13 protein-coding genes are annotated in these 15803 nt (G+C 65.9%); 9 read left to right on the top strand and 4 right to left on the bottom strand.

The features are described 5' to 3' along the window. Nucleotides 1-104: 104 nt before the first annotated feature. Nucleotides 105-1325: a CaiB/BaiF CoA transferase family protein gene (locus tag GCT13_RS08810; protein WP_152757016.1), complete on the bottom strand. Its 1221-nt coding sequence runs from the start codon at nucleotides 1323-1325 to the stop codon at nucleotides 105-107. Between the two features lie 319 nt (nucleotides 1326-1644). Here GCT13_RS08810 and alaS point away from each other — a divergent pair, with 319 nt between their 5' ends. After that, the gene (gene alaS / locus GCT13_RS08805; protein ID WP_152757014.1) at nucleotides 1645-4269 is read left to right on the top strand and encodes an alanine--tRNA ligase; all 2625 of its coding nucleotides are present in this window, start codon (nucleotides 1645-1647) and stop codon (nucleotides 4267-4269) included. Nucleotides 4270-4370: 101 nt separating this feature from the next. On the opposite strand, the gene GCT13_RS08800 is transcribed toward alaS, so the two are convergent. After that, nucleotides 4371-5282, bottom strand: coding sequence for a LysR family transcriptional regulator (locus tag GCT13_RS08800; protein ID WP_152757012.1), 912 nt, complete (start codon nucleotides 5280-5282; stop codon nucleotides 4371-4373). A gap of 136 nt (nucleotides 5283-5418) precedes the next feature. On the opposite strand from GCT13_RS08800, the gene GCT13_RS08795 reads away from it, so the two are divergent. The 8 genes from GCT13_RS08795 to GCT13_RS08760 all read left to right on the top strand — a co-directional run bounded on the left by GCT13_RS08795 (nucleotide 5419) and on the right by GCT13_RS08760 (nucleotide 13401). After that, nucleotides 5419-6657 (top strand): YbfB/YjiJ family MFS transporter, encoded by a 1239-nt coding sequence (locus tag GCT13_RS08795; protein ID WP_152757010.1) that lies wholly within the window; start codon nucleotides 5419-5421, stop codon nucleotides 6655-6657. 151 nt (nucleotides 6658-6808) lie between these two features. Next, nucleotides 6809-7840 carry a threonine aldolase family protein gene (locus GCT13_RS08790; protein WP_152757008.1) on the top strand — a complete coding sequence of 344 codons (1032 nt, stop codon included), beginning with the start codon at nucleotides 6809-6811 and terminating at the stop codon, nucleotides 7838-7840. 227 nt (nucleotides 7841-8067) lie between these two features. Continuing rightward, complete coding sequence (locus GCT13_RS08785) at nucleotides 8068-9216, top strand: iron-containing alcohol dehydrogenase (protein WP_152757006.1); 1149 nt, start codon at nucleotides 8068-8070, stop codon at nucleotides 9214-9216. 31 nt (nucleotides 9217-9247) lie between these two features. Further along, nucleotides 9248-9727 (top strand): acyl-CoA thioesterase, encoded by a 480-nt coding sequence (locus tag GCT13_RS08780; protein WP_152757004.1) that lies wholly within the window; start codon nucleotides 9248-9250, stop codon nucleotides 9725-9727. A gap of 3 nt (nucleotides 9728-9730) precedes the next feature. Beyond that, on the top strand, nucleotides 9731-10690 hold the full coding sequence (locus tag GCT13_RS08775; RefSeq protein ID WP_321574258.1) for a branched-chain amino acid ABC transporter permease: 960 nt from the start codon (nucleotides 9731-9733) through the stop codon (nucleotides 10688-10690). Next, a complete protein-coding gene (locus GCT13_RS08770; RefSeq protein ID WP_152757002.1) occupies nucleotides 10683-11933 on the top strand; it encodes a branched-chain amino acid ABC transporter permease in 1251 nt (416 codons plus the stop codon). The genes GCT13_RS08775 and GCT13_RS08770 overlap by 8 nt, the downstream gene beginning before the upstream one ends. Next, the gene (locus GCT13_RS08765; protein ID WP_152757000.1) at nucleotides 11930-12691 is read left to right on the top strand and encodes an ABC transporter ATP-binding protein; all 762 of its coding nucleotides are present in this window, start codon (nucleotides 11930-11932) and stop codon (nucleotides 12689-12691) included. Before GCT13_RS08770 ends, GCT13_RS08765 begins: the two co-directional genes overlap by 4 nt. Next, nucleotides 12688-13401 (top strand): ABC transporter ATP-binding protein, encoded by a 714-nt coding sequence (locus GCT13_RS08760; RefSeq protein ID WP_152756998.1) that lies wholly within the window; start codon nucleotides 12688-12690, stop codon nucleotides 13399-13401. Before GCT13_RS08765 ends, GCT13_RS08760 begins: the two co-directional genes overlap by 4 nt. Nucleotides 13402-14077: 676 nt before the next feature. Here GCT13_RS08760 and iolB read toward each other — a convergent pair. After that, nucleotides 14078-14881 (bottom strand): 5-deoxy-glucuronate isomerase, encoded by an 804-nt coding sequence (gene iolB / locus GCT13_RS08755; protein WP_152756996.1) that lies wholly within the window; start codon nucleotides 14879-14881, stop codon nucleotides 14078-14080. Continuing rightward, entirely contained in the window at nucleotides 14878-15798 is a 921-nt protein-coding gene (gene iolE / locus GCT13_RS08750; RefSeq protein WP_152756994.1) for a myo-inosose-2 dehydratase, read from the bottom strand. Before iolE ends, iolB begins: the two co-directional genes overlap by 4 nt. Nucleotides 15799-15803 lie beyond the last annotated feature (5 nt).

Genomic DNA, 15803 nt, shown 5'->3' with positions numbered 1-15803 from the left:
GGCGATCGCATGACGCGTTGCGCCTGTGTGTCGATGGTTTGAGGCGTGGCGCCGCGCGGCGGCGTCCGTCTGCCACGCCATCTTCCGCGCGCGCCGGCGCCCCGTCAGATCACCGACTGATCCCGCAGCGCCTCGATGCGCGCATCGTCGTAGCCGAGCACGTCGCGCAGGATGGCCTCCGTGTGTTCTCCGAGCGTCGGCGGATGGGCTTGCGCTTCGGGTGGCGTCGCGCTCATCCGGATCGGATTGCGCACCAGCTTCACCGTGCCGCCCGACGGATGCGGCAGTTGCACCTGCATCCCGCGCGCGACCACCTGCTCATTCTCGAACACTTCGCCCAGATCGTTGATCGGGCCGCACGGCACGCCCGCCGCTTCGAGCGCGTCGATCCATTCGTGCTTGCTGCGCGTGCGGACCATCTCCGCGAGTATCGGCACCAGAATCTCGCGGTTGCGCACGCGCGCGGGGTTCGTCGCGAAGCGGTCGTCGTCGGCGAGATCGGCGCGATTGCCCGCTTCGACGAACTTGCGGAACTGTCCGTCGTTGCCGACCGCGACGATGATCCAGCTATCGCTCGTCTGGAACGTCTGATACGGGACGATGTTCGGATGTGCGTTGCCCCAGCGCACGGGCGGCTTGCCGCTCGCGAGGAAATTCGAGTTCATGTTGGCGAGCATCGCGACCTGAACATCGAGCAGCGCCATGTCGATGTACTGGCCTTCGCCCGTTCGCTCGCGATGCGCGAGGGCCGTCAGCACGGCGACGCTCGAGTACATGCCCGTCATCAGGTCCGCGATGGCGACGCCCGCCTTTTGCGGGCCGCCGCCCGGCTGGCCGTCGCGCTCGCCCGTGATGCTCATGAAGCCGCCGATGCCCTGGATGATGAAGTCGTAACCCGCGCGCTGCGCGTACGGACCCGTCTGCCCGAAGCCCGTCACCGAGCAGTAGATGATGTCCTGCTTCACGGCCTTCAGCGACTCGTAGTCGAGCCCGTACTTCTTCAACTGTCCGACCTTGTAATTCTCGAGCACGACGTCGCTTTGCGCGGCCAACTCGCGGACGATCTTTTGCCCTTCCGGCGTCGAGATGTCGATCGTCACCGAGCGCTTGTTGCGGTTCGCCGCGAGGTAGTAGGCCGCCTCGCGCGTGTCGGCGCCGTCCGGCGTCTTCAGGTACGGCGGCCCCCAATGGCGCGTGTCGTCGCCGGCTCCCGGCCGCTCGACCTTGATCACGTCGGCGCCGAAGTCGGCGAGGGTTTGCGCGCACCACGGACCGGCAAGCACGCGGGTAAGGTCCAGCACGCGGATATGACTGAGTGCGCCCATGTTGTGTCTCTGTCTCCCATGTGATGAGGCGCGCCGTGCGGGCGCCGCCCGATTCGATCAATGTGGTGCATCTTAAGCGATCGGACGCGCCTCGCCCATTCGGCCTGACGGCATAGGACGAATGACCGCCCAGGCCCGCCTTCGGGCGCTTCCTTGTCGAAAACCTGGCCGTATGGCCAATGCCGGGCGCAAGCCGCGCCGCGGCGTCGCGTGGGGGCGCCGATCCCGTATAATCGACCGTTCAGGAAACAATCTATTGCGACGGCCGGTAAGTCTTCCGCAGCCGTCGGCTCAAGTCAGGACCGTCCCCAAGCACGCTATGAAAGCCGCCGAAATCCGCGAGAAATTCCTCAAGTTCTTCGAATCGAAGGGCCATACGATCGTCCGCTCGTCGAGCCTCGTGCCCGGCAACGACCCGACGCTGCTCTTCACCAATTCGGGCATGGTGCAGTTCAAAGATGTGTTTCTCGGCGCCGAATCGCGTCCGTACTCGCGGGCCACGACGGCGCAGCGCAGCGTGCGCGCGGGCGGCAAGCACAACGATCTGGAAAACGTCGGCTACACCGCGCGTCACCACACGTTTTTCGAAATGCTGGGCAACTTCTCGTTCGGCGACTATTTCAAGCGCGACGCGATCCACTACGCGTGGGAACTGCTGACGGGCGTCTACAAGCTGCCGAAGGAAAAGCTCTGGGTCACCGTCTACAAGGAAGACGACGAAGCGTACGACATGTGGGCGAAGGAAGTGGGCGTGCCGACCGAGCGCATCATCCGCATCGGCGACAACAAAGGCGCGCGCTACGCATCGGACAACTTCTGGCAGATGGCCGACACGGGTCCCTGTGGCCCTTGCTCCGAAATTTTCTACGATCACGGCCCGGACGTGTGGGGCGGCCCGCCGGGATCGCCGGAAGAAGACGGCGACCGCTACATCGAAATCTGGAACCTCGTGTTCATGCAGTTCAACCGCGACGCGCAGGGCAACATGACGCCGCTGCCCAAGCAGTGCGTGGACACGGGCATGGGTCTCGAGCGTATCGCGGCCGTGCTGCAGCACGTGCACAGCAACTATGAGATCGACCTGTTCCAGGCGCTGATCAAGGCCGCCGCGCGTGAAACGGGCATCGCCGATCTGTCGAACAACTCGCTGAAGGTGATCGCCGATCACATCCGCGCGTGCTCGTTCCTGATCGTCGACGGCGTGATCCCGGGCAACGAAGGCCGCGGCTACGTGCTGCGCCGTATCGTGCGCCGCGCGATCCGTCACGGCTACAAGCTGGGCCGCAAGGGTTCGTTCTTCCACAAGCTGGTCGCCGATCTCGTCGAGCAGATGGGCGGCGCGTATCCCGAACTGAAGGACGCCGAGCAGCGCGTGACGGACGTGCTGCGTCAGGAAGAAGAGCGCTTCTTCGAGACCATCGAGCACGGCATGTCGATTCTCGAAAGCGCGCTGGCCGATCTCGAAGCCAAGGGCGGCAAGACGCTCGACGGCGAAGTCGCGTTCAAGCTGCACGACACCTACGGCTTCCCGCTCGACCTGACTGCGGACGTGTGCCGCGAGCGCGGCGTGAGCGTCGACGAACCGGCTTTCGACGAGGCGATGGCCCGCCAGCGCGAGCAGGCGCGGGCAGCCGGCAAGTTCAAGATGGCGCAGGGCCTCGAATACACCGGCGCGAAGACCACGTTCCACGGCTACGAAGAGATCGTCTTCGACGACGCGAAGGTGACGGCGCTGTACGTCGACGGCTCGTCCGTCAACGAGGTGACGAAGGGCCAGCAGGCTGTCGTCGTGCTCGACCACACGCCGTTCTACGCGGAATCGGGCGGGCAGGTCGGCGACCAGGGGGTGCTCGCGAATGCGGCCGTCCGCTTTGCCGTCGCCGATACGCTGAAGGTGCAGGCGGACGTCGTCGGCCACCACGGCACGCTGGAACAGGGCACGCTGAAGGTCGGCGACGTCGTGAAGGCGGAAATCGACGCAGTGCGCCGCGCGCGCACGGCTCGCAATCACTCGGCCACGCACCTGATGCACAAGGCGTTGCGCGAAGTGCTCGGCGGCCATGTGCAGCAGAAGGGCTCGCTCGTCGACGCGGACAAGACCCGCTTTGACTTCGCGCACAACGCGCCGATGACGGACGACGAAATCCGCCGCGTTGAAGAAATCGTCAACGCCGAAGTGCTGGCGAACGCGCCGGGCATCGTGCGCGTGATGCCGTACGACGAAGCGGTGAAGGGCGGCGCGATGGCGCTTTTCGGCGAGAAGTACGGCGACGAAGTGCGCGTGCTCGATCTGGGCTTCTCGCGCGAACTGTGCGGCGGCACGCACGTGCATCGCACGGGCGATATCGGCTTCTTCAAGATCGTGATGGAAGGCGGCGTCGCCGCGGGCATCCGTCGGGTCGAGGCGATCACGGGCGATAACGCCGTGCGTTTCGTGCAGGAACTGGACGCGCGTATCAACGCCGCAGCCGCAGCACTGAAGGCGCAGCCGGCGGAACTCACGCAGCGCATCACGCAGGTCCAGGACCAGGTGAAGTTGCTGGAAAAAGAACTGGGCGCGCTGAAGTCGAAGCTCGCATCGAGCCAGGGCGACGAACTGGCGGGCCAGGCGATCGACGTGTCGGGCGTGCAGGTGCTGGCCGCGACGCTGGAAGGCGCGGACGTCAAGACGCTGCGCGAAACCGTCGACAAGCTGAAGGACAAGCTCAAGAGCGCGGCCATCGTGCTGGCGTCCGTCGAAGGCGGCAAGGTCAGCCTGATCGCGGGCGTCACCGCTGATGCCAGCAAGAAGGTGAAGGCGGGCGAACTGGTGAACTTCGTCGCGCAGCAGGTCGGCGGCAAGGGCGGCGGCCGCCCGGACATGGCGCAGGCCGGCGGCACCGAGCCCGCCAATCTGCCCGCCGCGCTGGCTGGCGTGAAGGGCTGGGTCGAAGCGCAGCTTTAAGCGCATCGGACGACATTCGCATCAAGCGATAAAAAGCCGCGAGTCGATGAGACTCGCGGCTTTTTGCTTTCAGAAGATCAGTCAGGCGTCCTGGCCCGGTATCAGACAGCCATCGCCATTGTCGCCTTCACGGTGTCATCGGCGTGGCTGCTCTCGACGAGCATCCCGCGCAACGCATTCAATGCCGACGAAAAATGCCCGCGCCGCCAGATCAGCAGCGTATCGATGCTGCCGAGCCCTTCGGGCGTATGCACGGCGATATCGTTCGATTCGGGCAGCAGCGCGAGCACCGAGCGCGGCGCGACGGCCACGCCCGCGCCCGCCGCGACACACGCGACGATCGCGTGATACGACCCGAGCTCCAGCACACGCGCCGGCCGGACGCCATGCTGCATGTACCAGTTCTCGACGTAGATCCGATACGCGCAACCCTGCTCGAACGCGACTAGCGTCGATAGCGCGATATCGCGGGGATCGAGAATGGGGCGATGCCCGCGCGGACTCAGCATGACGAGTTCTTCGCGATACACGGGCACGATCTCGAACAGATCACCGAGCGATGCGGGATCAAGCGGCCTCGAGACGATGGCCGCATCCACCTCGAATTCGCGCACGCGTTCGATCAGCTTGCCTGTCGTGCCCGTCTCCAGTTCGAGCGCGACGTCCGGCCATGTCTGATGGTATTGCGCGAGCAGACCAGGCAGCCGCGTCGCGGCGACGCTCTCCATCGTGCCGAGCCGCAAACGTCCGCTCGGACGCGCATCCTTGACAGCATGCCGCGCCTCGTCGGCGAGCGCGAGCAGCCGTTCGGCATAGGACAGAAGCGTTTCGCCCGCCGGTGTCAGCACCAGACGGCGTCCGTCACGGATGAAAAGCTCGGTGCCCAGCTGCTCTTCGAGCTGCTTGATGCGCGTCGTCACGTTCGATTGCACGCGGTTGAGCTTCGCGGCGGCACGCGTCACGCCGTTTTCGCGCACGACGGCGCGGAAAATGGTCAGGGCGGCAAGATCCATCAATCTCTCCGAGAGATTCAATCTATCCATATTATTCATTTTATGAGATTGAATGGTCAAGCTACGATGGCACATTGAAAAGCCGGGTTCACGCTACCGCCGATCCGGCCGACGGACCAATATCAAGCTGTCATCGATGACCGAATTCGCTACCCGTACCTTTGAGCCCCACGCGTCGCCGCACTCCGCCCGCCGTGCCGCGCTCGCCTGCATGGCGGCGCTGGCCGTCGCGCTCGGGGTCGGGCGTTTTGCGTTCACGCCGCTCCTGCCGCTGATGCTTCATGGCGGCGCGCTCGATATCAGACATGGCGGCTGGCTCGCGTCGCTGAACTACGCGGGCTATTTTCTCGGCGCGATCGCTTGTGCGGCCTTGCGTGTCGATGCCTCGCGCATGGTGAAGACGGGCCTTGCGCTGACGGTGCTGCTGGTGCTGGCAATGGGCGTCACGGACCAGTTCTGGATCTGGGCGGCCGTGCGTTTCGTCGCGGGCGCCGTCAGCGCGTGGACCTTCGTGTTCGCGTCGCAGTGGGGCTTGCGGCGGCTCGCCGAACTCGGCGCAAACGAGTGGGGCGGCGTGATCTACACAGGGCCGGGCGTCGGCATTGCCGCGACGGGGCTGCTCGTCAGCGCGGCGAGTGCGCATGGTGGATACGGTGCGTCGGCGGGCTGGATCGGTTTCGGGCTCGTGTCGGCCGCGCTGACGGCGCTCGTGTGGCGCACGTTCGCTTCGACGCCGACCATGACGGCCGCATCGCGCGACACGCGCAACACGGCGCAAAGGACGCGCGCTCAATCGCATCACGCACATCTGCATCGCGCCGACGCTTTCTGGCTGATCGTCCTCTATGGCGTGCCCGGCTTCGGCTACATCATCACGGCGACGTTTCTGCCCGTGATCGCCCGCGCGGCGCTACCGGCAGGCTCGCCGTGGCCGGATCTGTTCTGGCCGCTGTTAGGCGGCGCGCTGGTCGTCGGCGCGCTCGCGGGCGCGCGACTTCCCGGGCACTGGGACAACCGCATGCTTTTGGCTGGCTGCTATGTGCTGCAGGCGCTCGGCATCGTCTCGGGCATCGCGTCGCCGACGGCGGGTGGTTTCGCGCTCGGCAGCGCGCTGATCGGCTTGCCGTTCACCGCGATTACATTGTTCGCGATGCGCGAAGCACGCCGTTTGCATGGCGACGATGCGGCGGGCCTGATGGGTTACGCGACGGCGGCGTATGGCCTCGGACAGATCGCCGGACCGCTCGTCGCCGCGCCGATCGCCTCGCACACCGGTTCGTTCACGCCCGCGTTGTTGCTGGCGGCGGGCGCTCTGCTGGCGGGCGCGGTGGGCCTCGTCGTGGTCGCACTCGTGCGCCGGCGGCCGCGCGCCTGAGCCAACGGGCGCGACGGGAGCGGCAACGGACGAAACAAGCACACAGAAAAGCGGACGCAGCATCCGACAAAAACAAATTCAGCACCCGCCGCACTAAAATGACCGCTTTCCCGTCATCTCCGCGCGCCTGTCGCCGGGCGCGCCGCCTGCCATGCAACATTTCGCGTCGGACAACTACGCCGGCATCTGCCCCGAGGCGCTCGAAGCGCTGATCGCCGCCAACAACAGCGGCCACGAGCCCGCCTACGGCGACGACTCATGGACGCAGCAGGTCTGCGACCGCCTGCGCAACCTGTTCCAGACCGACTGCGAAGTGTTCTTCGTCTTCAACGGCACGGCGGCGAACTCGCTGGCGCTCGCGTCGCTGTGCCAGTCGTATCACTCGGTGATCTGCCACGAACTCGCGCACATCGAAACGGACGAATGCGGCGGCCCCGAGTTCTTCTCGAACGGCTCGAAGCTGCTGACGGCGCCGGGCGTCGGCGGCAAGCTCACGCCGGACGCGATCGAAGCCGTCGTCACGCGCCGCGCCGACATTCACTACCCGAAGCCCAAAGTCGTCACGCTCACGCAATCGACGGAAGTGGGCACCGTCTACAGCGTCGAGGAAATCCGCGCGATCGCCGCGATTGCGAAACGCCGTCATCTGAAGGTGCACATGGATGGCGCGCGCTTCGCGAACGCGGTCGCCGCGCTGAACGTGCATCCGTCCGAGATCACGTGGCGCGCGGGCGTCGACGTGCTGTGCTTCGGCGGCACGAAGAACGGCTTGCCCGTCGGCGAGGCGGTCGTGTTCTTCGACCGCGCGCTCGCCGACGATTTCGCGTATCGCCTGAAGCAGGCGGGCCAGCTCGCGTCGAAGATGCGCTTCATTTCCGCGCCGTGGCTCGGCCTGCTGGACAACGACGTCTGGCTGCGCAACGCGCGTCATGCGAATGCGATGGCGAAGCTGATGGAGTCGCGGCTCGCGGAAATTCCGGGCGTGAGCATCATGTTCCCGACGGAATCGAATGCTGTGTTCGCGCAACTGCCTCCGCACGTCGCAAAGGCGATGCGCACGCACGGCTGGAAGTTCTATGAGTTCATCGGCGCGGGCGGCTGCAGGCTGATGTGCGCGTGGGACACGCAGCCCGAGACCGTCGAGCGCTTTGCCGCCGATGTCCGCGCGCTGTGTGCAGTGTGAGCGGACGCGTCGGCGTTCGCGGCATGCGCTGAACCCGGCCCTATGCAAGCCCACGCCCGAGCACGCGCCGCGTCCGACGAAACCGCTAGTCGAACCTGGCAGACGAGACGAACGGGCGATCGCGGCACCAGGCGGGTACCCGTCGCCGCGCTGGTCGTAGTCACACGCGGCGGCTTCGCTGGAGCACAGCGCCGCTTCATCTTCGATAACAAAGGAGACACACCGACATGGCCTACATCTACTATCTGACGCACATTCATCTCGGCTACGACGCGCTCGCGCAGTTGCCTGCGGAGTGCGAGCGCTCGGGCATCAAACGGCCGCTCGTGGTGACGGACAAGGGCGTGATGGCGGCGGGCGTCGCGCAGCAGGCGATCGATGCGCTAAAGCTGCCCCACGTGCCCGTCTTCGACGACACGCCTTCGAACCCGACGGAAGCGATGGTGATGGCGGCCGCGCAGCGCTATCGCGAAGAGGGTTGCGACGGACTGATCGCGGTCGGCGGCGGCTCGTCGATCGATCTCGCGAAAGGCGTCGCGATCATGGCGACGCATCCGGGCACGATGACGGAGTACGCGACCATCGAAGGCGGCAGCAACAGGATCACCGACAAGGCCGCGCCGCTGATCGCGGTGCCGACTACGGCGGGCACGGGCAGCGAAGTCGCGCGCGGCGCAATCGTGATCCTCAACGACGGTCGCAAGCTCGGGTTTCATTCGTGGCATCTGCTGCCGAAGGCGGCCATCTGCGATCCCGGCCTCACGCTCGGCCTGCCCGCGACGCTGACGGCCGCGACGGGGATGGATGCGATCGCGCATTGCATCGAGACGTTTCTCGCGCCGTCGTTCAACCCGCCCGCCGACGGCATCGCGCTCGACGGGCTGGAACGCGCGTGGGCGAACATCGAGCTCGCGACGCACGACGGCCAGAACCGCGACGCGCGCCTGCACATGATGAGCGCGTCGATGCAGGGCGCGATGGCTTTCCAGAAGGGACTGGGCTGCGTGCACTCGCTGTCGCATCCGCTTGGCGGTGTGCCTGTGAACGGGCGCACGTCGCTGCATCACGGCACGCTGAACGCGGTTGTGCTGCCTGCCGTGCTGCGCTTCAACGAAAGCGCGGAGACGGTCGTCGCAAATCGACGCTATGCCCGGATGCGGCGCGTGATGAACCTGCCGGACAATGCCGATCTCGCGCAGGCGCTGCACGACATGACGGCGCGCCTCGGCCTGCCGACGGGTCTCAGGCAAATGGGCGTCGACGAAAGCGTGTTCGACAAGGTGATCAAGGGCGCGCTCGCCGATCATTGCCACAAGACGAACCCGCGCGAAGCGACGGCCGACGACTATCGCCGGATGCTGACCGAGTCGATGTGAACGCGCCACTTTTACGCCTGACGCACACGACATGAACAAACCGGCTCCCGCGGCGCGCGCCGCCTACCCGCATTTTCTCGCCATCGGCACGCGCTGGATGGACAACGACGTCTACGGTCACGTGAACAACGTCGTCTACTACAGCTACTTCGATACCGTCGTGAACGAGTATCTGATCCGCGCGGGCGCGCTCGATATCGGGCACAGCACGACGATCGGGCTCGTCGTCGAGACGCAGTGCAACTACTTCGCGCCGCTTGTGTTTCCGGACCGCATCGACGCGGGACTGCGCGTCGTGCGCCTCGGCACATCGAGCGTGCGCTACGAAGTGGGTCTCTTCAGGGAAGGCGACGACGCGCCCGCCGCGCAAGGGCATTTCGTGCACGTCTACGTGGATCGCGAGACGCGTCGTCCCGTTGCGCTGCCCGACAAGCTGCGCGCCGCGCTCGAACCGCTCGTCGTGCCCCTCGTGCCCGACGTGCCCGTCGTACGTAGTGCGCAGGCGGACTGACGCGTGCAGTCGCTCGTCATCGATGCGCTGAACGGCGTCAGCTACGGGCTGCTGCTGTTCATGCTGTCGGCGGGACTGACGCTGATCTTCAGCATGCTCGGCGTGCTGAACTTCGCGCACGCGAGCTTCTACATGCTGGGCGCGTATGTCGGCTTTTCCGTCGCGGCGCGCGCGGGATTCTGGTGGGCGCTCGTCGTGGCGCCGCTCGCCGTCGGGCTGATGGGCGCGGCGCTCGAGCGCTGGCTGCTGCGGCGCGTGCGACCGCACGGACATCTCGCGGAACTGCTGCTGACCTTCGGCGCGGCATATCTGATCGGCGAAGGCGTGAAGCTCGTGTGGGGCCTGCAGGCGTTGAGCACCGTCGTGCCCAAGGCGCTCGAAGGTCCTTTGTTCGACGTGTACGGCATTGCGTTCTCGCGTTATCGCGTGTTCATGATGGCCGTGGCCGTCGCGATGCTTGTCGCGTTGCATGCGGTGCTGCGCGTGTCGAAGGCGGGGCTCGTCGTGCGCGCGGCGCTCACGCATCCCGATGCCGTCGAGGCACTCGGCTACGACGTGCCGCGCGTGTTCACCTGCGTGTTTGCGGCGGGCACGGCGCTCGCGGCGCTGGCGGGCGTGATCGGTGCGCCGCTCTTCGTGCTCGAGCCGGCGATGGCGGAATCGGTGGGCTCGATTGTGTTCGTCGTCGTCGTGATCGGCGGACTGGGTTCGCTGGGCGGCGCGCTCGTCGCGTCGCTTGTGATCGGCTGCGTGCAGACCCTGGCCGTCGCGAGCGACGTCTCGCTTGGCGATCTGCTCGGCGATCTGCCCGGTCTTCTGGGCGACGGCGACCGCACGCTGCCCGCCGCATGGAGCGCGCTGACCGTCGCGCAACTTGCGCCGCTCGTGCCGTATCTGCTGCTCGTCGCGATGCTCGCCGTGCGTTCGCGAGGGCTCTTCGGACAGCGCGAAGACGATGCATAACGTCCACGATGCGCCGCGTCGTTCTCAGCGCGTGCAGCGTTGGCGCGCCATCACGCCATGGGCCGCGCTCGCGTTGCTGCTCGTCGTGCCGCCTTGTGTGTCGGCGCAGAGCTGGCTCGTCGCGTGGCTCGCGCAAACGGTGTCGATGATCGTGTTCGCGCTCTCGTACAACCTGCTGCTCGGCGGCGCGGGGCTGCTGTCGTTTGGGCATGCGGCATCGGCGGGTATCGGCGCGCTGATTGCGGCGCATCTGTTCAATCGCATCGGCGTGCCCTTGCCGTTGCTGCCGTTGCTGGGCGGCATCGGCGGCGCGCTGTTCGGCGCGTTGTACGGACTCGTCGCGACGCGCCGCGCGGGCACCACGTTCGCGATGATCACACTCGGCATCGGCGAACTCGTCGCGGCCGCCGCGTGGACCTTGCCGGACTGGTTCGGCGGCGAAGCGGGCGTCGCGATCGATCGCGCGGCGGGCGTCGCCGTGCCGGGCTTCACGTTCGGACCCGCGCGTGAAGCGTATGCGCTCATTGCGCTATGGTGCGCGCTGTCCGTGCTCGCGATGTACGCGCTGTCGCGCACGCCGTTCATGCGGCTCGCGCATGCCGTGCGCGACAACCCGGTGCGCGCGGCGGCCATCGGCTGCTTTCCGAGGCGCGTGCGTTATGAGGTCGTCGTGTGGTCGTCGTTCTTTGCGGGCATCGCGGGCACGTTGGGGTTGATCAATGTCGAGCTGGTATCGACGGAAAGCGTCGGCATGTTGCGTTCGGGCTCGGTGCTGATCGCGACGGTGATCGGAGGCAGCGGCGCGTTCTTCGGACCCGTCGCGGGTGCTGTCGTGCTGACGTTTTTCAGTGTCGTCGTCGCGAGCGCGACGCGCGCATGGCTCCTGTATCTCGGGTTGTTCTTCATTGTCGTCGTGATGGCTTCGCCCGACGGGATCGCGGGATGGTTGCAGCGCCAGGCGGCCCGTTTCGCACGCGACGGCTGGCGCGCGTCGCTGCCGCCCCTCGTCCTGCGGATGGCGAGCGCATGCGCGTGGTCGCTCGCGCTCGTGCTGTGCGTGCAATGGACGTACGCGCGACGCTTCGGCACGGAAGAACAGGCGGCGTTCGTCTCGACGATCGGCTTCACGTGGCTGGCAATCGGCGTGCTGAGTCTCGCTGCGATCGGCTGGCTCGCGATGAACATCGCCCAGCGCTTCGAAAGAAAGCGCCCTGCCGATGCGCGCGCAGGAGTGCGCGCATGATTCCCGCGATCGCGGTGCGCGGCATCGAAAAGCGTTTCGGCGCGACACGCATTTTGCGCGGCGTCGATCTGTCGATCGAACCGCACGAACGTCATGCGCTGATCGGGCCGAACGGCGCGGGCAAATCGACGCTCTTCAATCTGATCGCGGGCGCAAAGCGGCCGAGTGCGGGGCGCATCGAACTGTACGGCGCCGACATCACGCGTCTCGCGCCCGCGGCGATCTGCCGGCGCGGTCTCGCGCGCAGTTTCCAGACGACGAGTTTCTTCGCGAAGCTCAGCGTGTTCGACAACCTGTGCTGCGCCGCGCAGATCGCGGATCGCGACCGCGCGCGCTGGTGGCAGCGCTTCACCGTCACGCGCGCCGCCGATGCGCACGCCGAAGAAGTGCTCGATGCTGTCGGGCTCGGCGCGCGACGCGACGTGATCGCGGGCACGCTGAGCTATGCGGAACAGCGCGCGCTCGATCTCGGTCTCGCGCTCGCGAGCGGCGCGCACACGTTGCTGCTCGACGAACCGACGGCGGGCATGAACCGCGCGGAGGCGGCGCGCGCGGTCGAGCTGATCCGTGTGGCGACGGCGGGCCGCACGCTGCTGATGGTCGAGCACGACATGGATGTCGTGTTCGGGCTCGCGGATCGCGTCAGCGTGCTCGTGCAAGGGCAGGTGATCGCGACGGGCACGCCGGATGCGATCCGCGCCGATCCCGCCGTGCGCGCCGCGTACCTTGGCGACGCGCCGCCAGGAGACACGCGATGACCGCGTTGCTTGCGATGCGCGATCTGTGCGCGTGGTACGGCGCGAGCCAGGTGCTGCACGGCGTGAACCTGCATATCGAAGCGGGCGAGGCCGTCGCGCTCGCGGGCCGCAACGGCTCGGGCCGCTCGACGCTCGCGAAGGCGATCATGGGTTTTGTGCGCACGCGGGGCGCGATCGAGTTCGCGGGCCGATCGCTCGCGGGACGGCGCGCGTTCGAAATCGCGCGGCTCGGCATCGGATACGTGCCCGAGCAGCGCGACGTGTTTCCGACGCTTTCCGTGCGCGAGAATCTGCAACTCGGCTTGAAGCCGTGCGGCAAGCAGCGCGCGGCACGCTTCACGCTCGACGATGCCTTTGCGCTGTTTCCCGCGTTGCGCGAACGCGCGCGCACGAAGGCGGGCGCACTGTCGGGCGGCGAGCAGCAGATGCTCACGGTTGCGCGCGCATTGCTTGGCGATCCCGATCTCGTCGTGATCGACGAGCCGACGGAAGGGCTCGCGGGCCAGGTCGTCGAGCAGCTCGCGGCCGCGTTGAAGCTGTTGCGCGAGCGCGGCGTCGCGATGCTGCTGATCGAACAGCGGCTCGTGATCGCCGACCGGCTTGCGAGCCGTGTCGCCGTGATGGGGCATGGCGAAATCGTGTTCGACGGTCCGCTCGATCTGTTTCGCCAGCGTCCCGATGTGATGCACGAATGGCTGGGCGTGGGATGAAGCGCATACTTTTTCCTGTTTGACTCGAACGATCACGAGCCCGCAAAGGGTTGCGCGGCAACGTTGCACGGAGCGATCTATTGCGTTGATCACGGGCTCGCGTTTGGTGAGCGTCCTCGAGAAATCGTGTCGGTGGCGCGTGGACAAACGAAGACGAAGGCGCATCGCCGAACGAGCCGCGATAGGAGGAGACGTGATCGACGATGGATACGCGCGCATCGTGACGCACAGGACACCTTCTACGCGATGCGGCTACGAGTGCGGGCGGCGTCCTGTGCGCCCCAGCAATCTGCATTCACTACCGCAAGGCGGCGCTGAAGCGTTCGATGCCCTTAGCCGTGCCACAGGTGCATGAAGCGGGTGAGGCGCTTAGCCTGAACGTTGGCGATGAACATCAGCCAGCACACTGCCGCATGAAGTATGGGGACGTTGAGAGCCCGTGGGTAATCGTCAAGCACTGGCGGTGTGAGCCCGCTTTCTTTTGCCTACTTTTCTTTGCGGCGGCAAAGAAAAGTAGGTGCCGCCCCGCACAGGGGCAACACCCGCGCCGCGAGGCGCAACGCGGATGCTGGCAGCAAGCCAGAAAGACCAAAACAAAAGCCGTCGCAGACAAACACCGCATTGCGGATGCCAGAGGCACGCTAAAAAAACCAACCAGCGTCGCAGACCAAAACCATCACCCCTTATCCCTCTCCACGATCCACTCATGCTTTGGATCGTTCTTGAAGTGCCACGTACGCGTCGGTCCCGCCATCACGTTCAGATAGTACGAGTCGTATCCATACGGCACGACGACGGGATGATAGCCACGCGGCACCATCACGACATCGTGATCCTCGACGGCGAGCGATTCGTCGATATCGCGCTCATCCGTATAGACACGCTGAAACGCAAATCCTTGCGGCGGATTGAGCCGGTGATAGTACGTCTCTTCGAGCGAGCTTTCCGTCGGGATGTTGTCGGTGTCGTGCTTGTGCGGCGGATAGCTCGACGAGTGGCCGCCCGGTGTGCGCACTTCGACGACGAGCAGCGACTCCGCAAGCTCCGTTTGCGGAAGAATGTCGCACACGTAGCGCGTATTCGCGCCCTTGCCGCGCACCGAACGCTTCATCTGCGAAGGCTCGATCAGACGCGCAGCGTAGTCGCCCTTCGCCGGCGCGCTGGCGACGCCCACTTCGGCATACCTGTTCGCGCGGATCGTTGCACGCGTGTTGGGCGGCAGATAGACGGCGACGGGCGCACTGTCTTCGAACACGCTGTCGCGCGAGCCGAGCCCCGTCCATATTTGTGCATCCGATTCGACATCGACGGCACCCGCCATCACGACGATGCACACTTCGCGCGACGCTTCGAGCACGTGCACGACTTCGTTCGGCTCCATCCGGTACGCGGCGAAGCCGACGTACTTCCAGCCCGCCGTATCGGGCGTGACGCGCGCGATCGTCTGACCTTCGCGCTGTGCTTTCACGAGCAAACTCATGCTGCCTCCTGTGCGACATCGAGGGGCGCATCGACGAGCGTGCGCAGCGTGCGATACCCCTTCTGCGCATAAGCATACGACGGCGCGACTGTCGGGTCCTGCTCCGCTTCGACGACGAGCCAGCCGCGATAGCCGTGCCGCTTGAGCGTATCGATGATCGCGGCGAAATCGACGGCGCCATCGCCCGGCACCGTGAACGCACCCGCGATCACGGCATCGAGAAAGCTCCAGTTGCGGTTGCGCGCGAGCTTCATCACGGCCGGGCGCACGTCCTTGCAATGCACGTGACAAACGCGGCCGATATGTTTGTTCAGCACCGTCAGCGCATCGCCGCCCGCGAACGTAATGTGCCCCGCGTCGAACAGCAGGCCAACATCATTGCTCGTCAGCGCCATCAGGCGGTCGACGTCGGCAGGCGTTTCGACATACGCGCCCATGTGATGGTGATACGCGACGCGCACGCCCTTGCTCAACGTATAGCGCGCGAATTCGTCGAGCCGCTTCGCATACGTGTTCCATTGCTCGTCCGTGAAGAAACGCGGACGCTGATAGAGCGGCACGGGCGAGCCCTGAATCGTGTTGTGCACTTCACCGTAGACCATCACGGTCGCGCCGTTTTTCGACAGCAGTTCCAGATGCGAATCGACGGCCTTGCATTCGTCTTCGATGCTGCGGCTGAAATCCGCGAGCCGCCCCGAATACCAGCCGGAGACGAGCGAGAGATCGTACTGCTTGAACAGCGCCTTCAGTGCCTCGGGTTCGCGCGGAAACTTGTTGCCGAGCTCGAACCCCTGATAGCCGATTTCGCGTCCTTCGGTGAGCGCGACTTCGAGCGGCGTCTCGCCGCCGAGCGACGGCAGATCGTCGTTCATCCACGACAGCGGATTGATGCCGATGCGTACTTCGAACTGGCTCATGTGCG

Origin of the sequence: Paraburkholderia franconis (genome assembly GCF_009362735.1) — a bacterium.
Lineage (GTDB): Bacteria > Pseudomonadota > Gammaproteobacteria > Burkholderiales > Burkholderiaceae > Paraburkholderia > Paraburkholderia franconis.
Note: the sequence above shows the minus strand (reverse complement) of the source record. Positions and strands in the feature narration are given on the sequence as shown.

Bases quoted from the DNA above. Each gene is read 5' to 3' on its own strand.
- GCT13_RS08795 (WP_152757010.1), top strand. From the start codon at position 5,419: ATGACCGAATTCGCTACCCGTACCTTTGAGCCCCACGCGTCGCCGCAC.
- GCT13_RS08800 (WP_152757012.1), bottom strand. From the start codon at position 5,282: ATGGATCTTGCCGCCCTGACCATTTTCCGCGCCGTCGTGCGCGAAAAC.
- GCT13_RS08765 (WP_152757000.1), top strand. From the start codon at position 11,930: ATGATTCCCGCGATCGCGGTGCGCGGCATCGAAAAGCGTTTCGGCGCG.
- alaS (WP_152757014.1), top strand. From the start codon at position 1,645: ATGAAAGCCGCCGAAATCCGCGAGAAATTCCTCAAGTTCTTCGAATCG.
- iolE (WP_152756994.1), bottom strand. From the start codon at position 15,798: ATGAGCCAGTTCGAAGTACGCATCGGCATCAATCCGCTGTCGTGGATG.
- GCT13_RS08810 (WP_152757016.1), bottom strand. From the start codon at position 1,325: ATGGGCGCACTCAGTCATATCCGCGTGCTGGACCTTACCCGCGTGCTT.
- GCT13_RS08770 (WP_152757002.1), top strand. From the start codon at position 10,683: ATGCATAACGTCCACGATGCGCCGCGTCGTTCTCAGCGCGTGCAGCGT.
- GCT13_RS08780 (WP_152757004.1), top strand. From the start codon at position 9,248: ATGAACAAACCGGCTCCCGCGGCGCGCGCCGCCTACCCGCATTTTCTC.
- GCT13_RS08785 (WP_152757006.1), top strand. From the start codon at position 8,068: ATGGCCTACATCTACTATCTGACGCACATTCATCTCGGCTACGACGCG.
- GCT13_RS08790 (WP_152757008.1), top strand. From the start codon at position 6,809: ATGCAACATTTCGCGTCGGACAACTACGCCGGCATCTGCCCCGAGGCG.
- iolB (WP_152756996.1), bottom strand. From the start codon at position 14,881: ATGAGTTTGCTCGTGAAAGCACAGCGCGAAGGTCAGACGATCGCGCGC.
- GCT13_RS08760 (WP_152756998.1), top strand. From the start codon at position 12,688: ATGACCGCGTTGCTTGCGATGCGCGATCTGTGCGCGTGGTACGGCGCG.